Annotated in this window: 18 protein-coding genes and 3 tRNA genes; 16 read left to right on the top strand and 5 right to left on the bottom strand. The window is 66.3% G+C overall.

The genetic code is table 11. The features are described from left to right. Positions 1 to 36 precede the first annotated feature (36 nt). The gene (locus M5E06_RS28335; RefSeq protein ID WP_252141112.1) at positions 37 to 1,536 is read right to left on the bottom strand and encodes a CoA-acylating methylmalonate-semialdehyde dehydrogenase; all 1,500 of its coding nucleotides are present in this window, start codon (positions 1,534 to 1,536) and stop codon (positions 37 to 39) included. A 258-nt stretch (positions 1,537 to 1,794) separates the two neighbouring features. Here M5E06_RS28335 and M5E06_RS28330 point away from each other — a divergent pair, with 258 nt between their 5' ends. From M5E06_RS28330 to M5E06_RS28320, 3 genes are all read left to right on the top strand, one after another. After that, positions 1,795 to 2,880 carry a ParA family protein gene (locus M5E06_RS28330; protein ID WP_286209024.1) on the top strand — a complete coding sequence of 362 codons (1,086 nt, stop codon included), beginning with the start codon at positions 1,795 to 1,797 and terminating at the stop codon, positions 2,878 to 2,880. 199 nt (positions 2,881 to 3,079) lie between these two features. After that, entirely contained in the window at positions 3,080 to 4,492 is a 1,413-nt protein-coding gene (locus M5E06_RS28325; protein WP_252141110.1) for a M20/M25/M40 family metallo-hydrolase, read from the top strand. A gap of 94 nt (positions 4,493 to 4,586) precedes the next feature. Further along, the gene (locus M5E06_RS28320) at positions 4,587 to 5,696 is read left to right on the top strand and encodes an NADH:flavin oxidoreductase/NADH oxidase (protein WP_252141109.1); all 1,110 of its coding nucleotides are present in this window, start codon (positions 4,587 to 4,589) and stop codon (positions 5,694 to 5,696) included. A 64-nt stretch (positions 5,697 to 5,760) separates the two neighbouring features. On the opposite strand, the gene mgrA is transcribed toward M5E06_RS28320, so the two are convergent. Beyond that, positions 5,761 to 6,804: an L-glyceraldehyde 3-phosphate reductase gene (gene mgrA, locus M5E06_RS28315; protein WP_252141108.1), complete on the bottom strand. Its 1,044-nt coding sequence runs from the start codon at positions 6,802 to 6,804 to the stop codon at positions 5,761 to 5,763. A gap of 402 nt (positions 6,805 to 7,206) precedes the next feature. Between mgrA and M5E06_RS28310 the strand changes: the two genes are divergently transcribed. From M5E06_RS28310 to M5E06_RS28285, 6 genes are all read left to right on the top strand, one after another. Continuing rightward, on the top strand, positions 7,207 to 7,458 hold the full coding sequence (locus tag M5E06_RS28310) for a DUF1127 domain-containing protein (protein WP_252141107.1): 252 nt from the start codon (positions 7,207 to 7,209) through the stop codon (positions 7,456 to 7,458). A gap of 4 nt (positions 7,459 to 7,462) precedes the next feature. Beyond that, on the top strand, positions 7,463 to 7,897 hold the full coding sequence (locus tag M5E06_RS28305) for a GNAT family N-acetyltransferase (protein WP_109153329.1): 435 nt from the start codon (positions 7,463 to 7,465) through the stop codon (positions 7,895 to 7,897). 22 nt (positions 7,898 to 7,919) lie between these two features. Further along, positions 7,920 to 8,948, top strand: a complete 1,029-nt coding sequence (locus M5E06_RS28300) for a threo-3-hydroxy-L-aspartate ammonia-lyase (RefSeq protein ID WP_252141106.1) — start codon at positions 7,920 to 7,922, stop codon at positions 8,946 to 8,948. Between the two features lie 212 nt (positions 8,949 to 9,160). Further along, positions 9,161 to 9,979 carry a PhzF family phenazine biosynthesis protein gene (locus M5E06_RS28295; protein ID WP_252141105.1) on the top strand — a complete coding sequence of 273 codons (819 nt, stop codon included), beginning with the start codon at positions 9,161 to 9,163 and terminating at the stop codon, positions 9,977 to 9,979. Between the two features lie 7 nt (positions 9,980 to 9,986). Next, positions 9,987 to 10,373 (top strand): bleomycin resistance protein, encoded by a 387-nt coding sequence (locus M5E06_RS28290; RefSeq protein WP_252141104.1) that lies wholly within the window; start codon positions 9,987 to 9,989, stop codon positions 10,371 to 10,373. Then, positions 10,366 to 10,710 (top strand): gamma-glutamylcyclotransferase family protein, encoded by a 345-nt coding sequence (locus M5E06_RS28285; RefSeq protein ID WP_252141103.1) that lies wholly within the window; start codon positions 10,366 to 10,368, stop codon positions 10,708 to 10,710. The genes M5E06_RS28290 and M5E06_RS28285 overlap by 8 nt, the downstream gene beginning before the upstream one ends. 17 nt (positions 10,711 to 10,727) lie before the next feature. Here M5E06_RS28285 and rpoH read toward each other — a convergent pair whose 3' ends face one another. Together rpoH and M5E06_RS28275 are read right to left on the bottom strand one after the other, a co-directional pair. Further along, positions 10,728 to 11,618: an RNA polymerase sigma factor RpoH gene (gene rpoH / locus M5E06_RS28280; RefSeq protein ID WP_085092002.1), complete on the bottom strand. Its 891-nt coding sequence runs from the start codon at positions 11,616 to 11,618 to the stop codon at positions 10,728 to 10,730. 162 nt (positions 11,619 to 11,780) lie between these two features. Continuing rightward, positions 11,781 to 12,842 (bottom strand): RluA family pseudouridine synthase, encoded by a 1,062-nt coding sequence (locus M5E06_RS28275; protein WP_109155188.1) that lies wholly within the window; start codon positions 12,840 to 12,842, stop codon positions 11,781 to 11,783. Between the two features lie 52 nt (positions 12,843 to 12,894). Here M5E06_RS28275 and M5E06_RS28270 point away from each other — a divergent pair, with 52 nt between their 5' ends. The 6 genes from M5E06_RS28270 (at position 12,895) to M5E06_RS28245 (ending at position 16,090) form a co-directional block, all read left to right on the top strand. Next, positions 12,895 to 13,233 carry a hypothetical protein gene (locus M5E06_RS28270; RefSeq protein ID WP_252141102.1) on the top strand — a complete coding sequence of 113 codons (339 nt, stop codon included), beginning with the start codon at positions 12,895 to 12,897 and terminating at the stop codon, positions 13,231 to 13,233. 42 nt (positions 13,234 to 13,275) lie between these two features. Continuing rightward, a complete protein-coding gene (locus tag M5E06_RS28265; RefSeq protein WP_252141101.1) occupies positions 13,276 to 14,298 on the top strand; it encodes a threonine aldolase family protein in 1,023 nt (340 codons plus the stop codon). Positions 14,299 to 14,353: 55 nt separating this feature from the next. Then, a tRNA-Glu gene (locus M5E06_RS28260) sits at positions 14,354 to 14,429 on the top strand. Between the two features lie 69 nt (positions 14,430 to 14,498). After that, positions 14,499 to 14,574: transfer RNA gene (locus M5E06_RS28255), tRNA-Glu, on the top strand. Between the two features lie 45 nt (positions 14,575 to 14,619). Next, positions 14,620 to 14,695: transfer RNA gene (locus M5E06_RS28250), tRNA-Glu, on the top strand. 336 nt (positions 14,696 to 15,031) lie between these two features. Continuing rightward, complete coding sequence (locus M5E06_RS28245; RefSeq protein WP_252141100.1) at positions 15,032 to 16,090, top strand: DUF2971 domain-containing protein; 1,059 nt, start codon at positions 15,032 to 15,034, stop codon at positions 16,088 to 16,090. A gap of 93 nt (positions 16,091 to 16,183) precedes the next feature. Here M5E06_RS28245 and M5E06_RS28240 read toward each other — a convergent pair whose 3' ends face one another. Next, positions 16,184 to 17,383, bottom strand: a complete 1,200-nt coding sequence (locus tag M5E06_RS28240; protein WP_252141099.1) for a THUMP domain-containing class I SAM-dependent RNA methyltransferase — start codon at positions 17,381 to 17,383, stop codon at positions 16,184 to 16,186. A gap of 182 nt (positions 17,384 to 17,565) precedes the next feature. Here M5E06_RS28240 and M5E06_RS28235 point away from each other — a divergent pair, with 182 nt between their 5' ends. Next, a complete protein-coding gene (locus M5E06_RS28235) occupies positions 17,566 to 18,366 on the top strand; it encodes an SDR family NAD(P)-dependent oxidoreductase (protein ID WP_252141098.1) in 801 nt (266 codons plus the stop codon). The last annotated feature ends 215 nt before the right edge of the window (positions 18,367 to 18,581 follow it).

Genomic DNA, 18,581 nt, shown 5'->3' with positions numbered 1-18,581 from the left:
CCTCTCCCCGGGGGGGAGAGGGGATATTCTAGCCCATCAATCCATGGTCGGAATGACGAAGCTGGCGCCTTCCTTGACGCCCGAGGGCCAGCGAGAGGTGACGGTCTTGGTCTTGGTGTAGAAGCGCACCGCGTCGGGGCCGTGCTGGTTCAGGTCGCCAAAGCCCGAACGCTTCCAGCCGCCAAAGGTGTAGTAGGCGAGCGGAACCGGGATCGGAACGTTGATGCCGACCATGCCGACATCGACGCGGCTGGCGAAGTCGCGGGCGGCGTCGCCGTCGCGGGTGAAGATCGCCACGCCGTTGCCGTACTCGTGGTCGTTCGGCAGGGCCAGCGCCTCTTCATAGGAGTCGGCGCGGACGACGGAGAGGACCGGGCCGAAGATCTCCTCCTTGTAGATGCGCATGTCCGGCTTCACCTCGTCGAACAGGCAGCCGCCCATGTAATAGCCGTTCTCGTAGCCCTGCAGCGTGAACTCGCGGCCGTCGACCGCCAGCTTGGCGCCTTCCTTGACGCCGAGATCGACGTAGGACTTCACGCGCTCCAGATGCTCGCGCGTCACCAGCGGGCCGAAATCGGCGCTGCTGTCGGTCGAGGGGCCGACCTTCAGGCCTTCCACCCGCGGGATCAGCCGCTCCATCAGGGCATCGGCGGTCTTCTTGCCGACCGGCACGACGACGGAGATCGCCATGCAGCGCTCGCCGGCCGCACCGTAACCGGCGCCGATCAGCGCGTCGGTCGCCTGGTCGAGGTCGGCGTCCGGCATCACCAGCGCATGGTTCTTGGCGCCGCCGAAGCACTGCACCCGCTTACCGTTGGCGCAGCCGCGGTTGTAGATGTATTCGGCGATCGGGGTGGAGCCGACGAAGCCCACCGCCTTGATGTCGCGGTCGTCGAGGATGGCGTCCACCGCCACCTTGTCGCCATGGACGACGTTCAGGATGCCCGCCGGCAGGCCGGCCTCCAGCATCAGCTCGGCCAGCTTGACCGGCACGCCCGGCGTGCGCTCCGACGGCTTCAGGATGAAGGCGTTGCCGCAGGCGATGGCCGGGGCGAACTTCCACATCGGGATCATGGCCGGGAAGTTGAACGGCGTGATGCCGGCGACGACGCCCAGCGGCTGGCGCATCGAATAGATGTCGATGCCGGGGCCGGCGCCGTCGGTGAACTCGCCCTTCAGCAGGTGCGGGATGCCGCAGGCGAACTCCACCACCTCAAGCCCGCGCTGGATGTCGCCCTTGGCGTCGATGATGGTCTTGCCGTGCTCCAGCGACAGCAGCAGCGCCAGTTCGTCATAGTCGCGCTGGACGAGGTCGAGGAAGCGCATCAGCACGCGGGCGCGGCGCTGCGGGTTGGTGGCGGCCCAGCCGCGCTGCGCCTGCTTGGCGTTCTCGACCGCGGCGCGCATCTCCTCCACGCTCGCCAGCGGCACGCGGGCGCGCACTTCGCCGGTCATCGGGGAGTAGACGTCGGCGAACCGCCCCGACGTTCCGGAAACCAGCTTGCCGCCGATCAGGTGCTGAAGTTCGGTGGTCATCCTATTGTCCTCCCTCGGGATTGTTTGTCACCATGTGGACCTGAGCGGCCCTTTGGCGCGACCCGAAACTTTGCGCATCGGTTGTGCAGGAATGCGGCAAGCGCCCTCCGATGGCCGCCCGCAACCCTCGAACGTGTGGGGAGACTTGGGCGCGCCCGGCGCTTATAGTGCGCCCGCGCTCCAGCCCTGGGAAACCCTGGTCCAGGACAAAGGGTGCGGGGCGGGGGATAGCCGCAGAAACGGCGAAGCGGAATGGACATGACCAGCCACGAAGACGTCTTCGACACGCCAGAGACACGGCAGCCGACCATCCTGTCGGTCTACAACCAGAAGGGCGGCGTCGGCAAAACGACCACCTCGGTGAACCTCGCGCTGGCGCTGGCGGCGCTGGGCAAGAGCGTCGTGCTGATCGATTTCGACCCGCAGAGCAGCGCCACCAGCAATTTCCTGCTGCGCGACAAGGCCAAGGTCGGCATCAACGACCTGCTGCGCAAGGAAACCTTCGTCGAGGACGCCATCACCCCGACCGCCTTCGACGGGCTGTCGATGATCGTCGGCGCGCGCAAGCTCTATTCGCTGGAACATGCGCTGGACAGCCGCGGCGGCTCGCAGCGGGGCTTGCGCAAGGCGCTGCACTTCTCGCGCAACCCGCCGGACTATGTCGTCATCGACTGCCCGCCGGCGCTGGGCCATCTGGCGGCCGGCGCGCTGGCGGCGTCGGACCGGCTGATCGTGCCGGTGTTTCCGGGGCGCTATGCGCTGGACGGGCTGCGCCGCACGCTGCAGGTGGTGGAGCATATCCAGAACGGGTTGAACCCCAGCCTGACGCTGGCCGGCATCCTGATGCTGTCGATCACCAACGACGAGGTCGGTCGCGAATCGCTGACCCAGCTGCGCAACGAGTTCCCGGAGCAGATGTTCCGCACCGCCTTCCCCTATGACGTGGATGTGGTGAAGGCGACCTACCGCCGCATGCCGGCGGCGATCTTCACGCCGGACGGGCGGACCACCAGCCGCTTCGCCGCGCTGGCCTGGGAGATCGTCCATGGCCGCGGCAGCACGCCCGACGACGCCCAGCTGAAGCCGGCGCTGGAGCGCATCCAGGCGTGGCACGAGGCGACCGACACCTCCTACAGCGCGCGGCGCGCGTCCTCCATCGACGAGGGCGACGAGCCGGGCGGCGGGGGCAATGGGGCGCGGCAGGCGGAGCGCGGCGGAGCGCGGTCGGGCGGCGGGATGGGGGCGGGCCTTGTGGGGCTGGTGATCGGGTTGGTCGGCGGCTTCGCGCTGGGGGCGGCGGTGGGGCAGCCGATTCTGGGCAGGCTGCTTGGGCTGGGGGGATGAGATTCCCCTCTCCCGCCCCGGGAGAGGGAAGGGGCCCGCCGCGAAGCGGCGGGAAGGGTGAGGGGTGTGGCACGGAGCCATGCGGTTCGGGATTCTCGGATTCCCCCTCACCCTCCCCATGCTGCGCATGGGTCCCCTCCCTCTCCCGGGGCGGGAGAGGGCGCTTGGGCGCATCTACAATCAACAAGAGGGCCGTGTCATGCTTCCTGTCGATGCCGTTCTGCGCAAGGTGGACGAGTCCTTCGAGGAGTCGGTCGGCCGGCTCTGCGAGCTGCTGCGCATTCCTTCGGTCAGCACCGATCCCGCCTATGCCGGCGAGGTCCGGCGCGCCGCCCGCTGGTGTTCCGACAGGCTGACGGCGATGGGCTTCAGCGTCACCATCCATGACACGCCCGGCCACCCGATCCTGGTCGCCCATCATCCGGGGCCGGGCCCAGGGCCGGAGGGGGCAGAGACGCCGCATGTGCTCTATTACGGCCACTACGACGTGCAGCCGGCCGACCCGATGGAGCTGTGGACCAGCCCGCCTTTTGATCCGGTGATCGTCGAGGCCGAGCGGGGGCGCCGCGTCGTCGCGCGCGGGGCCGCCGACGACAAGGGCCAGACCATGACCTTCATGGAAGCCTTCGAAGCCTGGCACGCCGTCCACGGCTCCATCCCGATCCGCGCCACCGTGCTGCTGGAGGGCGAGGAGGAAACCGGCAGCCCGTCGCTGCCACGCTTCCTGAAGGAGCATGCGGCGGAGCTGCAGGCCGATTTCTGCCTGGTCACCGACACCAACGCCTGGGACGTCGACACCCCGGCGATCACCACCCGGCTGCGCGGGCTGCTCTATCTGGAAGCCACCGTCACGGGCCCGAGCCACGACCTGCATTCCGGCCTGTTCGGCGGCGCCGTGCCCAACCCGTTGAACGTGCTGAGCGGCATCCTGGGCCAGATCCACGATGCCGACGGGCGGGTGCGCTTCGACGGCTTCTATGACGGCGTGCGCGAACTGCCGGACGAGCTGCGGGCGCAGATCCGCGGCCTGCCGCTGGACGAGGCGCAGTTCCTGGGCGCTCTCGGCCTGACCCGCAGCCATGGCGAGGCGGGGCGGACGCTGCTGGAGCGCATCTGGACCCGGCCGACCTGCGACATCAACGGCATCTGGGGCGGCTATACCGGCGAGGGATCGAAGACGGTCATCCCGGCCAAGGCGTCGTGCAAGCTGAGCTGCCGTCTGGTGCCCGGCCAGGATCCGGCGGCGGTCGAGGCGTCGGTCCGACGCTTCTTCGAGGACCGGCTGCCGGCGGACTGCACGGTCAGCTTCCGCAGCTTCAGCTCCTCGCCTGGCATCGAGGTGCCGACGGACACGCCCTGGATGCAGGCGGTGCGCGGCGGGCTGAAAGAGGCGACGGGGCGCGACGGCGTGCTGATCGGCGGCGGCGGGTCGATCCCCATCGTCGGCTGGTTCCGCGAGCATCTGGGGCTGGACACCATCCTGGTCGGCTTCGGGCTGGACGACGACCGCATCCATTCACCGAACGAGAAGTTCGAGCTGAAATGCCTGCGCAACGGTATCCGCAGCCATGCGGCGATAGTGGGCCGTTTGGCGGCCGGGCGGGTTGGCTGAGGCTTGGGCGGACCTAAATCTTCCCGATCTGCGGCAGGGGTGGGCTGACGCCTTATCTCCTGCCGCCACCGACACGATCGAGACGGGAATTCGCATGTCCGCCCTGTTTACGCCCTTCACGCTGAAGGACGTCACCCTGCGCAACCGCATCGCGGTTCCGCCGATGTGCCAGTACAGCGCCGTCGATGGCGTCATCAACGACTGGCATCTCGTCCACTACCCCGGCCTCGCCCGCGGCGGCGCCGGTCTGGTGATCGTCGAGGCGACGGCGGTGTCGCCGGAAGGCCGCATCACGCCGGGCTGCACCGGCCTGTGGAACGACACCCAGGCGGACGGAATGGCGCGCATCGCCGCCTCCATCGCCGCCGCCGGCGCCATTTCCGGCATCCAGATCGGCCATGCCGGCCGCAAGGCCAGCGCCAACCGCCCCTGGGAGGGTGACGACCACATCGCCGACGGCGATCCGCGCGGCTGGGAGACCATCTCGCCGTCGGCCGTTCCCTTCGGCCATCATCTGCCGAAGGTGCCGAAGGCGATGACGCTGGATGACATCGCCCGCGTCCGCGCCGACTTCGTGGCCGCCGCCGTGCGCGCCCGCGATGCCGGTTTCAAGTGGCTGGAGCTGCATTTCGCCCACGGCTATCTCGGCCAGAGCTTCTTCTCGGTCCACGCCAACAAACGCACCGACCAGTATGGCGGCGACCTTGCCGGGCGCAGCCGCTTCCTGCTGGAAACGCTGGCGGCGGTGCGCGAGGTGTGGCCGGAAAACCTGCCGCTGACCGCGCGCTTCGGCGTGATCGAGTATGACGGGCGCGACGAGCAGACGCTGGCCGAGTCGATCGAACTCGCCCGCAACTTCCGCGCCGGCGGGCTGGACCTGCTGAGCGTCAGCGTCGGCTTTTCCACCCCCGACGCCCGCGTTCCGTGGGGGCCGGCCTTCCTGGCCCCGGTCGCCGAGCGGGTGCGGCGCGAGGCGGAGCTGCCGGTGGCGGCGGCCTGGGGCATCGACGCGCCGAAGATCGCCAACCGGACCGTCGCCGACGGGCAGCTGGATCTGGTGATGGTCGGCCGCGCCCATCTGGCCAACCCGCATTATCCCTACCGCGCCGCCAAGGAACTGGGCGTGGAGCGTCCGTCCTGGGTGCTGCCGGCGCCCTACGCCCACTGGCTGGAGCGCTATCGGGCTACCGACGCCGCGGAGTGAGGGTGGTGGCTTTTTAGCACGGAGGAATCCCCCTCTCCCCCCGGGGAGAGGGGATAGGAGCCGCTCAGCCCGCTTCGGCGGCGGAGGAGGCGCTCCACAGGTTGATGCCGGCGTCGGCGACGGCGTGGGTGTCGATCTCCGCCAGTTGCTCCGACGTGAAGGACAGGTTGTTCAGCGCGTCCAGCGAGTTGTCGAGCTGCTCGACGTTGCGGGCGCCGATCAGGGCGGAGGTGACGCGCGGGTCGCGCAGCACCCAGGCGATGGCCATCTGCGCCAGCGTCTGGCCGCGCCGCTGGGCGATGGCGTCGAGCGCGCGGATGCGCTCCAGGTTTTCCGGCGACAGGAAGTTGGCGCGCAGCGTCCCGCCCTTGGCTGCGCGGGCGTCGGCCGGGCGGTCTCCCAGATACTTGTTGGTCAGCATGCCCTGCGCCATCGGCGAGAAGGCGATGCAGCCCATGCCGAGATCCTCCAGCGTCTCCAGCAGCCCGCCTTCCACCCAGCGGTTCAGCATGGAGTAGGAGGGCTGGTGGATCAGGCAGGGGGTGCCCAGATCCTTCAGGATCCCGGCCGCCCGCCGCGTCATCTCCGGCGAGTAGGAGGAGATGCCGACATAGAGCGCCTTGCCCTGGCGGACGATGTGGTCGAGCGCGCCCATCGTCTCCTCCAGCGGGGTGCGGGGATCGACGCGGTGCGAATAGAAGATGTCGACATAGTCGAGACCCATCCGCTTCAGGCTCTGGTCCAGGCTGGAGACCAGATACTTGCGGGAGCCCCAGTTGCCGTAGGGGCCGGGCCACATCTCGTAACCAGCCTTGGTCGAGATCACCATCTGGTCGCGGTAGGGGCGGAAATCAGTGGCGAGGATGCGGCCGAAATTCTCCTCGGCCGAACCCGGCGGCGGGCCGTAGTTGTTGGCGAGGTCGAAATGGGTGACGCCGCGGTCGAAGGCCCGGCGCAGCACGGCGCGCCCGGTGGCGAACACGTCGGTGCCGCCGAAATTCTGCCAAAGCCCCAGCGAAATGGCCGGCAGGTCCAGCCCGCTGCGGCCGGTGCGGCGATAGCTCATGCCTTCGTATCGCCGGTCGGCGGCAAGGTAGGGCGGCTGCATGGCGTTCTCCCGATGTGATCTTGAGTGATATATCAGCATAGGGCGGCAGTGGGGCCGGGCGCAATGGCGCGGCCGGTCATATCACTGCGGGAAGGGCGGCCGGGGGAGGGCTGGCCATGCGACCGGCACAATGCCACCATGACAATCCGGCGGTCCGGCCTCAACTTGTCTCGCAAACCATCCGCAAGACAGAACCATTTCCGGAAAGGCCGGCGCGCTCCCTCGTTTCACAAGGATTTTTACAGTCTGTCGAGGGCGGTGCTTGCGCCTGTGGCCGAAAAGATACATCCGACATCGGAAATGTAATGGTGACAATGTTCCGTTTGACCCCGCCGATTACGTCTCCATAATCCTGATTGTCTCGATTGTTCGAGCGTTGTGCGCCAGATGATGGAGGATCCGATGCGCCACACCGACGTGACCCGCAGTTCCGGCCCGTACACGGCAGCCCCGGGCGCCGTCCCGGCCGCCGGCCGCGTCACCCGTGTCGCCTCGCGTTCGCTCTGGCGGCTGCTCGACGTGTTGTTTTCCGCGATGGAACGGCGCAAACAACGTCATGCACTGGCGAGGCTCGACGACCATCAGCTGAAGGACATCGGCGTCAGCCGGTCCGAGGTGGAGCAAGAGGTGTCGAAGCCGTTCTGGCGGGGATGAGACGATGGCCAATGAATCCATACAGAGCCAATCCATTCAAATCGAATACGCAGTCGAACCGGACCTGAGCGCCGACGATTTCATCGACGTTCTGGAGCGCTCCGGGCTGGCGGAACGCCGGCCCGTGGGCGACCGCCCGCGGGTGGAGGCGATGCTGCGCAACGCCGGTCTGATCATCACCGCGCGGGAGGATGGACGGCTGGTCGGGGTCGCCCGGTCGATCACCGACTTCGTCTATTGCTGTTATCTGTCCGACCTCGCCGTCGACCGCGCCCTGCAGGGGCGCGGCATCGGCAAGGAGCTGATGCGCCGCACCCGCGACGCGATGGGGCCGGGCACCATGTGCCTGCTGCTGTCCGCACCCAAGGCCATCAGCTTCTACGAGCAGGCCGGGCTGAAGCGGCACGAGCAGGCCTTCCTGTTCACCGATCTGGAATAATACCGGGGGGAGCACCGCCGCCATGCCCGACACGATCACCAGCACCGTGGCCGATAGCAGGATCGACACTGCCGGCCTCGCCATCTCCTATGCCGACGTGGCCGGGGCGGCGGAGCGGATCGCCGGCGTCGCCCACCGCACGCCGGTGCTGACCAGCCGCACCGCCGACACGCTGACCGGCGGCGAGCTGCTGTTCAAGTGCGAGAATTTCCAGCGCACCGGCGCCTTCAAGATCCGCGGCGCCTACAACGCCATCGCCCGCTTCACCCCCGTGCAGCGCGCGGTCGGCGTCGTCGCCTATTCGTCCGGCAACCACGCCCAGGCCATCGCGCTGGCGGCGTCGATGCTGCGGGTGAAGGCGACCATCGTCATGCCGATCGACGCCCCGGCGGCCAAGCTGGCGGCCACCCGCGGCTATGGCGCCGAAGTGGTGCTGTACGACCGCTATGCCGAGCCGCCCGATGCCGCCGTCGCCCGCGTGCTGGAGGAGCGGGGCGGCATCTTCATCCCGCCCTTCGACCACCCGCATGTGATGGCCGGGCAGGGCACCGTCGCCAAGGAGCTGATCGAGGAGGTTCAGGCGAGTGGTGGCGCACCGCTGGACCTGCTGGTGGTGCCGACCAGCGGCGGCGGGCTGCTGGCCGGCTGCGCGGTGGCGGCGAAGGCGCTGAACCCCGGCTGCCGCGTGATCGGCATCGAGCCGGAGGCCGGCAACGACGCCCAGCAGAGCCTGCGCAGCGGCAGCATCGTCCGCATCGAACCGCCGAAGACCATCGCCGATGGCGCCCAGAGCCGCAATGTCGGCCAGCTGACCTTTCCGGTAATGCAGCGGCTGGTCGACGACATCGACACCGTCACCGACGACCAGTTGGTCGACGCCATGCGCTTCTTCGCCAGCCGGATGAAGATGTTGGTCGAGCCGACCGGCTGCCTCGCCGCCGCCGCGGTGCTGTCCGGGAAACTGGATGTGCGCGGCAAGCGCGTCGGCATCGTCGTCACCGGCGGCAACGTTGACCTCGCCCGCTTCGCCGCGCTGGTGCAGGTGGGCTAGACTCCCTCTCCCGCCCCGGGAGAGGGAAGGGGCCCATGGCATCGCCATGGGAAGGGTGAGGGGTGATCCAAGGAACCATGCGGTTCGGGAGTCTTGCCCTACCCCTCACCCTCCCCACGCCTGACGGCGCGGGTCCCCTCCCTCTCCCGGGGCGGGAGAGGGAAACGACGCTTCATCGATCAGATTCCCCCAAGACGTAAGGAACGCTCGCCATGACCGGGAAAGCCATGCGCCTGCCCATTTATCAGGTCGATGCCTTCACCGACCGCGTCTTCGCCGGCAACCCGGCGGCGGTCGTGCCGCTGGAGTCCTGGCTGCCCGATGCGCAGATGCTGGCCATCGCGGCGGAGAACAATCTGGCGGAGACCGCCTTCTTCGTCCGCAATGGCGAAGGGGCGACAGGGGGGTATGAACTGCGCTGGTTCACCCCGGCGGTGGAGGTCGATCTGTGCGGCCATGCCACGCTGGCGACCGCCTTCGTCATCTCCACCATCCTGGAACCGGGCCGCGAGCGCATGGACTTCGCCACCCGGCAGGCCGGCACGCTGACCGTCACCCGCGACGGCGACCGCTACACGCTGGACTTCCCCAACCGTCCGGCCAAGCCGGCGGAGCGGGTCGATCCCAACCTGCTGGCGGCGCTGGGCGGCCCGGCGCCGGCCGCGATCCTGAGCGGGCGCGACTATCTGGTGGTCTACGAATCGGCCGACGCGGTGCGGGCGCTGGCGCCGGACATGGCGCTGCTGTCGAAGCTGGACCTGTTCGCGGTCTGCGTCACCGCGCCGGGGGAAGATGGAATCGATTTCGTCTCGCGCCTGTTCGCCCCGGCCCAGGGCATCCCGGAGGACCCGGTCACCGGCTCCACCCACTGCATGCTGACGCCCTATTGGGCGGAGCGGCTGGGCAAGTCGGTGCTGACGGCGCGTCAGGTCTCGGCCCGCGGCGGCGACCTGCTGTGCGAACTGGCCGGCGACCGGGTGAAGATCGGCGGGCAGGCGGTGCTGTATCTCGAAGGCTCCATCCTGGTGTGAGGCAACAATGGACGTTCGGTTCGAGCGCATAGCGCCGATCCTGCCGGTCCGCGACGTGCGGGCGGCGCTCGCCCACTACCGGCGTCTCGGCTTCGCGGTGACCGCCTACGATGAGGCCGCCGCGGACCCGGTCTATGGGTTCCTGGACTGGAATGGGGTGAGCCTGCATCTGGCGCGGGTTCCGGACCTCGATCCGGAACGCTCGGCCGTCGCCTGCTATCTCTATGTCAGCGATGCCGACGCGCTGCATGCGGCATGGCAGGCGGCGCAGGTTGGCGGCCGGCTGACGGCGGTCTCCGACACGCCCTATGGCCTGCGCGAGTTCGCCCACATCGACCCGGACGGCAACCTGCTGCGCGTCGGGGCGGAGGCACGGAGGAATGGCGATGGCTGAGGAAACGGTCCTTCTGTTCTCCTACGGCACCCTGCAGCAGGAGAATGTGCAGATGGCGTCCTTCGGCCGGCTGCTGGCCGGGCGGCCGGATGCCATGCCGGGGTATCGCTGCGACATGCTGGAGATCTCCGATCCGGAGGTGATCCGCACCAGCGGCAAGCGCTTCCACCCCGTGGTGAGCGAAAGCGGCGATCCGGCCGACGAGGTCCTCGGCACCCTGTTCGAGATTACCGCGGAAGAACTGGCCGCTGCCGATTCCTATGAGGTCGCGGATTACAGGCGCGTCATGGTCCGCCTGAAATCGGGGGCGGAGGCCTGGGTCTACGTCAAGGCGTGAGGGGAGGGAGGCGCGCTTTAAGCCTCCGTCTCCATTTTCTGTTCGACCGCGGCGGCCTTGATCGCCTTCTGCAGCTTCTCGAAGGCGCGGACCTCGATCTGGCGGACGCGCTCGCGGCTGATGCCGTATTTCTGCGACAGGTCCTCCAGCGTCGTCGGCGCTTCGCGCAGGCGGCGTTCGGTCAGGATGTCGCGTTCGCGGTCGTTCAGCGCGGTCATGGCGTTCGCCAGCAGCTTGCGGCGCTTGCCCAGCTCCTCGCGGTCGGCCAGCGTGATTTCCTGGCTGGCGGTCTCGTCGACCAGGAAATCCTGCCATTCGCCCTCGCTCTCCGCCCGCAGGGGGGCGTTCAGCGAATGGTCGGGGCTGGCGAGGCGCCGGTTCATGTTGACGACGTCCTGTTCGGGAACGTCCAGCTTGGTGGCGATGGCCTGGACCTGTTCGGGCGACAGGTCGCCTTCCTCGATCGCCTGCATCTGGCCCTTCAGCCGGCGCAGGTTGAAGAACAGCTTCTTCTGGGCCGCCGTCGTGCCCATCTTCACCAGCGACCAGCTGTGCAGGATGTATTCCTGGATCGCCGCGCGAATCCACCACATCGCGTAGGTCGCCAGCCGGAAGCCGCGGTCGGGGTCGAATCGCTTCACCGCCTGCATCATGCCGACATTGCCTTCGGAGATCAGCTCCGACAATGGCAGGCCGTAGCCGCGGTAGCCCATGGCGATCTTGGCCACCAGGCGCAGATGGCTGGTGACGAGCTGATGGGCGGCGCCGGAATCCTCATGCTGCTGCCAGCTTTTGGCGAGCATGTATTCCCGCTCCGGCTCCAGCATCGGGAACTTGCGGATCTCCTGGAGATAGCGGGACAGATTGCTCTCGGACCCGATGGCCGGAAGATTGGATGCCGTCGCCATGACCAAACCCCTCTCCTGACGGCCGGTATACCCATGAGAAGGAATTCATGGGCATGCGGCCATTCTTCAGCGCGGGTTCCAAAGGCCCCTCGCAATGAGCGGGCGGCGGAACCTCGCCATTGACCGGGAGTCTATCCAAGAAAGATTACCCGGTGTACCGTTTTAAAGCGACTCCAAGGTGACAATTAGTTCATGAATATCCGCCGGAATTGGGGAGCGGAATGCCACAATTTCGCCACTGACCGGATGACGGAAGGTCAGCGCCGCGGCATGCAGCGCCTGTCGCGGAAACCCAACAAGGGTGCCCCGAACCGGTTCCGGAAGTTGCGAGGCGAATTTGCCCCCCGGCCGCCCCGACCGGCCGCGGCCATAGAGCGGATCGCCGACCAGCGGGTGGCCGATGTGGGTCAGATGGACGCGGATCTGGTGGGTGCGCCCGGTCTCCAGCACGCATTCGACCAGCGAGGCGGCCATGCCGAAGCTCTTGACCACGCGGTACTTGGTGGCGGCCGGTTTGCCGCCGCCGGTCACCACCGCCATCTTCTTGCGGTCGGCGCTGCTGCGGCCGATGTTGCCCTCGATCCGGCCCTGCGTCGGGTTGGGCACGCCCCAGACCAGCGCCAGATAGGTGCGGCTGAGCGTGCGGTCGGAGAACTGGTCCGACAGGCCGTGATGGGCGCGGTCGTTCTTGGCGACCACCATCAGGCCGCTGGTGTCCTTGTCCAGCCGGTGGACGATGCCCGGCCGCTTCACCCCGCCGATGCCGGACAGGCTGTCGCCGCAATGGGCCAGCAGGGCGTTGACCAGCGTGCCGTCCGGGTTGCCGGCGGCGGGATGCACCACCAGCCCCGCCGGCTTGTCGATCACCAGAACGTCGGCATCCTCGTACACCACGTCGATCGGGATGTCCTGCGCCACCGGTTCGGCGGCCTCCGCCCCCGGCACTTCGACCTCGAAGCGCTGGCCGGGTTTGACCCTCAGGGACGGGTCCGTTATCGTCCGGCCGTCGCCGCGCACGCAGCCCTGTTCCAGCAGGGCCTGGACGCGCGACCGCGACAGGTCCGGCAGGCCCGCCGCCAACGCCTTGTCCAGCCGCTGGCCCGCCGCCTCGTCGGGGATCGTGTAGGCGAGGGCACGGGCAGGCGAACCGGCGTCGTCGTCCGGATCGAGGAAATCGTCGGACAGATCGTCCGGGTTGGTGTCGTCCGGCATGTTGGCGGCCATCGGCTTTGCGTATCGCGTCCTGTTTCAATCGTCCGGGAGTGGACCCCAAACCGTGCAGATCCTCAAGGCACTCGTCGTCATCATGGGCGTTCTGATCATCGCCGGCTTCACTTATCTCGGGGTGGAGCTGTACAAGCGGATGTCGGACCCCAACCGCGCCTCCCTGACCGGGCCCTCCACCACGACCACGGTGCTCGACCGCCCGGCGGAGGTGACGCTGGACGTCCCGGCCGGCGCCCGCATCGGCGAGATGCTGGCGGTCGGCAACCGCGTGCTGTTCAAGGTGACCCTGCCGCAGGGGCCGGACCGCCTCTATATGATCGACCCGCGCACCGGCGCCGTCACCGCGACGGTCATTGCCGGCCCCCCAGGCGGCAAAGCCGCTCCGTAACAGACCGGCAAAGCCGCACCCTAATGGACAGGTCTCGCGATCATGCATGATTTCCGCAGCGACAATGTCGCCGGTGCCGCCCCGCAGGTGATGACGGCGCTGGCGGCGGCGTCCACCGGCACCGCCTCCCCCTATGGCAACGATCCCTGGACCGCGCGGGTGACCGAGCGGCTGTGCGCGATCTTCGAGACCGACGTCGCGGTCTTCCCCGTCGCCACCGGCACGGCCGCCAACTCTCTGGCGCTGTCGGCGCTGGTGCCGCCCTTTGGCGCGGTGCTGTGCCATGAGGAGGCGCACATCACCATCGACGAATGCGGCGCGCCGGAATTCTTCACCGGCGGCGCCAAGCTGGTGCCGCTGGCTGGCGAGCATGGCAAGCTGACGCCGGACGTGGTGTCGCGCCACATCGCCAAGGCCGGGGTCGGCGTCGTCCACCGCGTCCAGCCCGCCGCCCTCAGCCTGACCCAGGCGACGGAGGCCGGCACGGTCTACACCCCGGCGGAGGTCGAGGCGCTGGTCGAGACCGCCCATGCCAACGGCATGGCCGTGCATATGGACGGCGCCCGCTTCGCCAACGCCATCGCCCGGCTGGGCTGCGCCCCGGCCGACGTGACGTGGCGTGCCGGGGTCGACGTGCTGACGCTGGGCGGCACCAAGGGCGGCTGCCTCGCCGCCGAGGCGGTGGTGTTCTTCAACCCGGCGATGGCCGAGGATTTCGGCTTCGGCCGCAAGCGCGGCGGCCATCTGGTTTCGAAGATGCGCTTCCTGTCGGCGCAGCTGGACGCCTGGCTGGACGACGGCCTGTGGCTGCGCCTGGCCGCCCACGCCAACGCCATGGCCGACCGTCTGGCCGCCGGCCTGACCGCGCTGCCCGGCGTCGAGCTGGCCCACCTGGTGGAGGCCAACGAGCTGTTCGTCCGCCTGCCGGACGCTTACGCCGAGGCGCTGGAGGGGGCCGGCTACGGCTTCTACCGCTGGGACGACGGCACCGCGCGCTTCGTCACGGCGTTCGACACGCCGGCGGCGGCGATTGACGGTTTGCTGGATATTTTGCGCCGCCTGTAAGAAAAGGCTTGATCGGCGGGGCGGGCTTGGTTAGAAACCCGCCCACGCCGATGACGTCCCCATCGTCTAGAGGCCTAGGACACCGCCCTCTCACGGCGGTAACAGGGGTTCGACTCCCCTTGGGGACGCCAACCTTCCAAGGTTGGGTCGCGCGGCCGGTGGCAGCCTCCACCGTCGCGAGCCACGCATCGGGACCAGACGTCCCCTTCGTCTAGAGGCCTAGGACACCGCCCTCTCACGGCGGTAACAGGGGTTCGACTCCCCTAGGGGACGCCATCCACGCGCTGGATGCGTTATTGAGCGCGGGCTTGAAGATACAACGTCCCCGTCGTCTAGAGGCCTAGGACACCGCCCTTTCACGGCGGCGACACGGGTTCGACTCCCGTCGGGGACGCCATCTTCTTGCGGTGCCGGTCTGCGTCAGGATGTCACAGCCTCGCAACTCTGCGGGGCTTTTTGTTTTTGCTCGAACTGTTAAATATCTTCTAATTCCAATGAGGCACTATTCCACGGATACCTGGGTGTCCGTGTATTAAACGTCTATTCTTGAGAGATTTGTTGTTCTGCTCGGCAGTTAATATTTTAAATGAACAAGAGATGCTCCGTGCTCTAGAGCTGCAATGGAGGTTTCGCTTCCCCTTCTGAGAGTTGCGTAACCCTGCGATTCTGGTATGGTTGCATAGCTTGAAAGTGATTGCCTAAAAAATGTGTTGAACAATACGATAGGTGCATTATGAGAAGCAGCAAGAAAAATTTTAACAGAGAAATTAGAAAATTCCCTCCTCCTATTTTGTACAAATATGTAGTTGGAGAGAGGGTGGATATAATCGAAAATCAGAGTATTAGGTTTACGCAGCCTGAAAGCTTAAACGATCCTTTTGAGGTAAAGCCTGTATTTTCTGGGTGGGGAAGTAGGAAATATTTGAAGCATCTTATGAAAGAGAGCACATCCCAGTCGATTGCGCAGGAAACGTCTAAATTCCCTCAGTTGAAGAATTTTCCATGGCTAAAGGATTGGATATCTCAGGCAGTTAACGAAAAGGTAAACCTCGTTGAGAACGATTTTTTCGACTTTCTTAACGCATTTTCCCCAATGATAGGAGATAGTTTCTCAAAGGCGAGCAATAAGATTGCTATTCTTTCTTTAACAGAAGATAGTAATAACTTACTTATGTGGTCTCATTATGCTGCTCAGCATACTGGCCTCGTCATAGGGTTTCGTGCAAATCACAAATTTATCAACCAAAAGATGCATGATAATGATGAGCTCAGACATCCTAGGCCGGTTGCTTATTCAAAATCACGTCCGAAGTTCGATTTTTCCCAGCCTTACAGAGAGGATGATGATATTTTCTCGCAGTTCTTCTTAACAAAGAGTAGAGAATGGAGCTATGAGAAAGAATGGAGAGTAATTCAGTCATCTGGTGCTGCGAGTAAGTCGTTTATGCTAGATAACGGAGAGGCGGTTTATCTATTTGATGCTCCGCACGATGCGGTGTGTGAGCTGATTATTGGTGCGCGTGCGACTGACCGTACAAAGGTCATCGTGCCAGTGATATTGCGCCTCAATCCGTCTCTGCATCATGTGAAATTATATAAAGCTTCGCTTAACTCTGAGGAATTTGGCCTTAGCTTCTCAGAAGTAAAATATCTCGACGGCCCCGAGCAGACTGCAATTGACTTACTATATGACCCCAGTCGAGATGCTTGGAATGCTGCTATAAAAAAGTACGTAGCAGCTTTCGAAGAGAAAACTGGAATGCCTTTCAAGAGCGTTGATTCCTCTTCCTAGTTTTTGGGAATAAAATAATTCCTGTCGTGAGTGTGCAATATACATTGTTAGGAAGGGAGCATCCGATAGTGTAAAAGGCTGATATTGGGCTGCTTAATCCAACACCCCCGTCTGATACAGCGTCACCCGAATCCCCCCGTTCGACACCGACACGCCGCCCTCCTGGAACGGCAGTTCCGTCGCTTTCGCCAGCGCCGCCTCGTTGGTGATGATGCCCACGCGCCAGCCGGTGAAGCGGGCTTTCAGGGTCTGACCCATGGCGTGATAGAGCGGGATCAGGGACTTGCCCTCGCCTATGCGGGCGCCGTAGGGCGGGTTGACGATGACGAGGCCGGGGGGGCCCTCGGGCGGGGTCAGGTCGCTGATGGCGTGGTGGGTGAACTCGGTCCAGGCGGAGACGCCGGCACGCTCGGCGTTGGCGCGGCTCATGGCGATGGCGCCGGCGTCGCGGTCGCTGCCGTAGAAGCGGACGGTGGGCGTCGTGGTCGTGCCGCCGGCGCGCAGGCTCTGCCACAGGGTGGGGTCGAAGTTGGCGAGCTGTTCGAAGGCGAAATGACGGGAACGGCCGGGCTTCAGGCCGGCGGCGATCTCGGCGGCCTCGATGACGAAGGTGCCGGAGCCGCACATCGGGTCCACCACGGGCTCGCGGCCGTCATAGCCGCACTGGCGCAGGAACAGCGCGGCCAGCGTCTCGCGCATCGGCGCCTTGTTGACCGCTTCCTTGTGGCCGCGCTTGTGCAACGACTCGCCGGAGCTGTCGACGCTGATGGTGCAGAGGTCGTCGTCGATGCGCGCCTTGATCTGGACGGCGCGGGTGTCCTCCGCCTCCGTGTCCCCGGCGTCCTTCCGGGCGTTCTTGCCGGCCGGCTTGGGGGCGGCCTTGACGATGGGGGCGCCGAGTTCCTCGGCGATGGCGCGCTCGATGCGCTGGGCGGCGGCGCCGGCATGGTAGATGCGCGAGGCCTTGCAGGAGGCCTCGACCCGCACCGGAACGTCGGCACGCAGGATCTCGGCCCAGGGAACGCGGCGGGCGCGCTTGTCCAACTGCGCCAGATGCAGGGCGCGGAAGCTGGCGATGCGCGCCAGCACGCGGGTGGCGCCGCGCAGCTCCAGATTGGCCCGCCAGACCTCCGGCCAGCCGCCGGTGACCGTCACCCCGCCCTTCACGGCGGTGGGGTTGGCGAAGCCGCGGTCGCACGCCTCGGCGCACAGCACGGATTCCAGGCCGGGGGCGGCCACCAGGAAAATCTCGAAGGGCTGCGCGGCGCCGGTCTTGTCTTGGTCGGTGTTCATCCCGCCTACATAGCCCGAAGGCCGGCCGTCTACGACAGGATTCTCGCAAATCCGCGAGGGCAGCCGACCCGGCAATTGACGGCGGGCCGTCGCCCCTTATGATCGGATTGGAACACGAACAATCAAGCCGGCTTTCGATTCCGAACACAGAATCGGCCGGCAAGCAGGGGAGACCACGCGACATGACCGCAACCGACACCACCAACTGGCCCGCCGACCTGCTGGCCCGGGAGTTCCGGGACAAGCGGGTGCTGGTCACCGGGAGCAGCCGCGGCATCGGCGCCGCGGTGGCGGTGGCCTTCGCCCAGCTCGGCGCCCGCGTCGCCATCCATGGACGCGACCGGGCGGCGGTGGAGGCCGTGGCGGCCTCAATGGGGGCCGGGATGGGCAACGGCGTGATCGGGCTGGCCGGCGACTTCGCCGACAAGGGACAGACCCGCGCGGTGGTGGAACAGGCGGTGGACCGGCTGGGCGGGCTGGACGTGCTGATCAACAATGCCGGCACCATGCTGGGCCGGGTGGCGCTGGCCGACATCGACGACGAGTTCCTGCAAAGGCAGTTCGACCTGAACGCGGCCTCGGCGGTCGTCGCCAGCCGCGCCGCCCTGCCGGCGCTGATCGAGTCGAGGGGGGCCATCGTCAACACCGGCTCCATCTCCGGCCGCACCGGCGGCAGCGCCGGCTCGTCGCTCTACAGCGCCGCGAAGGCGTTCCAGGCCAGCCTCGCCCGTTCGCTGGCGACGGAGCTGGCGCCGCACGGCATCCGCGTCAACGCGGTGTCGCCCGGCACCATCGACACCGATTTTCACCAGCGCTACTCGACCGCGGACAAACTGTCGCAGACCGCGGCGCGCATCCCGCTGAAACGGCTGGGCACGGCGGAGGATTGCGTCGGCGCCTACCTGTTCCTCTCTTCCAACCGGCTGGCAGGCTACATCACTGGCCAGACGATCGAGGTGAATGGCGGTCAGTTCTATAACTAAAGGCTAAGCTTTCGCGAATGCGAAGGTCAAGCTTTGGCAAAATGCAAAGCGATCTCAATGATCTTGGCAAATTGCGAAGGGTAGGTGGCGCTGTCTATTGGAACGGGGGTGATTTCACAGGGCAGAAAAACACCGCGGCGTTAATGGTCCTTTGGCATTGTTCTTGTAGGCTACCTCGTTGATAACCGATCGCACGAAAGATCGGAGAGTTGCCA

Origin of the sequence: Azospirillum sp. A1-3, assembly GCF_023806445.1 — a bacterium.
Lineage (GTDB): Bacteria > Pseudomonadota > Alphaproteobacteria > Azospirillales > Azospirillaceae > Azospirillum.
The sequence above is the reverse complement of the archived record's forward strand: the minus strand, read 5'-3'. Positions and strand labels throughout refer to the sequence as shown.

Excerpts from the sequence above, each read along its gene's own strand:
- M5E06_RS28245 (WP_252141100.1), top strand. The coding sequence starts at position 15,032 with ATGAGAAGCAGCAAGAAAAATTTTAACAGAGAAATTAGAAAATTCCCT.
- M5E06_RS28240 (WP_252141099.1), bottom strand. The coding sequence starts at position 17,383 with ATGAACACCGACCAAGACAAGACCGGCGCCGCGCAGCCCTTCGAGATT.
- M5E06_RS28285 (WP_252141103.1), top strand. The coding sequence starts at position 10,366 with ATGGCTGAGGAAACGGTCCTTCTGTTCTCCTACGGCACCCTGCAGCAG.
- M5E06_RS28310 (WP_252141107.1), top strand. The coding sequence starts at position 7,207 with ATGCGCCACACCGACGTGACCCGCAGTTCCGGCCCGTACACGGCAGCC.
- M5E06_RS28305 (WP_109153329.1), top strand. The coding sequence starts at position 7,463 with ATGGCCAATGAATCCATACAGAGCCAATCCATTCAAATCGAATACGCA.
- M5E06_RS28295 (WP_252141105.1), top strand. The coding sequence starts at position 9,161 with ATGACCGGGAAAGCCATGCGCCTGCCCATTTATCAGGTCGATGCCTTC.
- M5E06_RS28325 (WP_252141110.1), top strand. The coding sequence starts at position 3,080 with ATGCTTCCTGTCGATGCCGTTCTGCGCAAGGTGGACGAGTCCTTCGAG.
- M5E06_RS28300 (WP_252141106.1), top strand. The coding sequence starts at position 7,920 with ATGCCCGACACGATCACCAGCACCGTGGCCGATAGCAGGATCGACACT.
- M5E06_RS28290 (WP_252141104.1), top strand. The coding sequence starts at position 9,987 with ATGGACGTTCGGTTCGAGCGCATAGCGCCGATCCTGCCGGTCCGCGAC.
- mgrA (WP_252141108.1), bottom strand. The coding sequence starts at position 6,804 with ATGCAGCCGCCCTACCTTGCCGCCGACCGGCGATACGAAGGCATGAGC.
- M5E06_RS28275 (WP_109155188.1), bottom strand. The coding sequence starts at position 12,842 with ATGGCCGCCAACATGCCGGACGACACCAACCCGGACGATCTGTCCGAC.
- M5E06_RS28265 (WP_252141101.1), top strand. The coding sequence starts at position 13,276 with ATGCATGATTTCCGCAGCGACAATGTCGCCGGTGCCGCCCCGCAGGTG.
- rpoH (WP_085092002.1), bottom strand. The coding sequence starts at position 11,618 with ATGGCGACGGCATCCAATCTTCCGGCCATCGGGTCCGAGAGCAATCTG.
- M5E06_RS28330 (WP_286209024.1), top strand. The coding sequence starts at position 1,795 with ATGACCAGCCACGAAGACGTCTTCGACACGCCAGAGACACGGCAGCCG.
- M5E06_RS28235 (WP_252141098.1), top strand. The coding sequence starts at position 17,566 with ATGACCGCAACCGACACCACCAACTGGCCCGCCGACCTGCTGGCCCGG.
- M5E06_RS28320 (WP_252141109.1), top strand. The coding sequence starts at position 4,587 with ATGTCCGCCCTGTTTACGCCCTTCACGCTGAAGGACGTCACCCTGCGC.
- M5E06_RS28335 (WP_252141112.1), bottom strand. The coding sequence starts at position 1,536 with ATGACCACCGAACTTCAGCACCTGATCGGCGGCAAGCTGGTTTCCGGA.